Origin of the sequence: Clostridium sp. CAG:43 (assembly GCF_000434655.1) — a bacterium.
Lineage (GTDB): Bacteria > Bacillota > Clostridia > Lachnospirales > Lachnospiraceae > Otoolea > Otoolea fessa.
In genome coordinates this window covers 1-2,286 of sequence record NZ_FR895074.1, presented here as the reverse complement: position 1 = coordinate 2,286, position 2,286 = coordinate 1, and the positions used below count along the sequence as shown (strand labels likewise).

Annotated in this window: 2 protein-coding genes; both read left to right on the top strand. The window is 49.0% G+C overall.

Going from position 1 to position 2,286, the window contains the following annotated elements; translation table 11 throughout:
• Position 1 precedes the first annotated feature (1 nt).
• On the top strand, positions 2-1,453 hold the full coding sequence (locus QVO97_RS05985) for a sensor histidine kinase (protein ID WP_288189120.1): 1,452 nt from the start codon (positions 2-4) through the stop codon (positions 1,451-1,453).
• A 49-nt stretch (positions 1,454-1,502) separates the two neighbouring features.
• On the top strand, positions 1,503-2,192 hold the full coding sequence (locus QVO97_RS05980) for a response regulator transcription factor (RefSeq protein WP_022359471.1): 690 nt from the start codon (positions 1,503-1,505) through the stop codon (positions 2,190-2,192).
• Positions 2,193-2,286: the final 94 nt, after the last annotated feature.

The window sequence follows — 2,286 nt, the reverse complement described above, 5'->3', positions numbered from 1 at the left end:
GATTGCTTTTGTGACGATTACGGTCGTTCCGATTGTGCTCATATTTGTGGCGGCGTTCGGACTCGTAAACTATCAGGAGCATCTGTTTCAGAAAACATACGGGCTGTCGGAGCAGATCGATCTGCTCTCCGGCAATCAGACACAGGTGTTTAACCGGCTGACGCAGGGAATCCAGGAGGAGATCCGCGAGGCGGTCGGGGAAAATACAGATTTATTTGAAGAACCGGCTTATTTGAGCAAGGTCAATGAAGAACTGCGCGATAAATATTCGTATCTGGTCATCCGCAAGGGCAAGGACATCACATTCTGCGGAAGCGAGGATGGACGCGAGCTCTGCGAACGGCTGGCGCCGTACGGTGATCAGGGAAGTATGGCAGGCAGTATTTACATGGATGGCGAGGAACAGCATCTGGTCAAACAGATCGATTTCCGGTTTTCAGATGATTCACAGGGCAGTGTGTTCATCGTGACGAACGTCGGGAATTATGTGCCGGAGATCAAAGCGCTGCTCGGAGAGATGCTGCTTCTCGGCGTGCTGATCATCAGTTTTATGGGCGGTCTGCTGATCATGTGGATCTACCGTTCTCTGCTGCGTCCGCTGCACAAGCTGCAGGAGGCGACCAAGCAGATCCGGGATGGAAATCTGGACTTTACGCTCGATGTGGATGATGAAGATGAGATCGGAATGCTCTGCCAGGATTTCGAGGAGATGCGTCTGCGTCTCAAGGAATCGCAGGAAGAAAAACTCCAGTACGACAAGGAGAGCAAAGAGCTGATCAGCAATATTTCCCATGATCTGAAGACTCCGATCACGGCGATCAAGGGGTATGTGGAAGGCATTCAGGATGGCGTGGCTTCTTCACCTGAGAAACTGAATAAATATATTCGGACGATTTATAATAAAGCAAACGATATGGATCGACTGATTGACGAGCTGACGTTCTATTCGAAGATTGATACGAACAAGATTCCGTACAACTTTTCAAAGATCAATGTGGCGGAATATTTTGGTGATTGTGTTGAGGAAGTTGGTCTGGATATGGAGACGCGCGGCATCGAGCTGGGATATTTCAACTATGTGGACGAGGATGTGGTCGTGATCGCGGACGCGGAGCAGATGAAGCGAGTGATCAACAACATTATCGGAAATTCGCTCAAATATCTGGACAAGAAAAAGGGTATTTTAAATATCCGCATCAAGGATGACGGCGATTTTATCCAGGTCATCATCGAGGACAACGGAAAGGGAATCGCGGCGAAAGATCTGCCGTATATTTTCGACCGTTTCTACCGGACGGACTCGTCGAGAAATTCGTCCAAGGGCGGCAGCGGCATCGGGCTTTCGATCGTAAAGAAGATTATCGAAGATCACGGCGGACGCATCTGGGCGACCAGCAAGGAAGGCATCGGAACGGAGATCCATTTCGTTTTGCGCAAGTATGTCGGGGCATAGTGATTTGAAGTTTGGTCGTTTAAATAAAAACAGCAGGAGGAATTCACAGATGAGCAGAATATTAATCGTAGAAGACGAGGAGAGTATTGCAGAGCTGGAAAAAGACTATCTGGAGCTTTCTGGTTTTGAGGTTGAGATAGAAAATAATGGAGAAACGGGACTGAAACGCGGCATGGAGGAAGATTTTGACCTTCTGATTCTTGATCTGATGCTGCCAGGGGTCGATGGCTTCGAGATCTGCAAGAAGATCCGGGAAGTAAAAAACACACCGATCATCATGGTATCTGCGAAAAAGGACGATATTGACAAGATTCGCGGTCTGGGACTGGGCGCGGACGATTATATCACGAAACCATTCAGTCCGAGTGAGATGGTGGCGCGTGTCAAGGCGCATCTGGCGCGTTATGAGCGCCTGATCGGCAGCGGTATGCCGGAAAACGAGATCATCGAGATCCGGGGACTCAAGATTGATAAGACTGCCCGCCGCGTTTACATCAACGGCGAGGAGAAGAACTTCACGACGAAGGAATTTGACCTGCTGACCTTTTTAGCACAGAACCCGAACCATGTATTTACCAAGGAAGAACTCTTCCGCGAGATCTGGGATATGGAGTCGTTGGGAGATATCGCGACGGTTACCGTGCATATTAAGAAGATCCGTGAGAAGATCGAGTTCAACACGGCGAAACCGCAGTATATTGAGACGATATGGGGCGTTGGATACCGGTTTAAAGTCTGATGACGGGGTAAGCCACATAAAAACGACCCTTGGGAAACGCAAACAGGAGCGCTTTCCAAGGGCCGTTTTATATTTCATAGGAAATTGCGTCCTA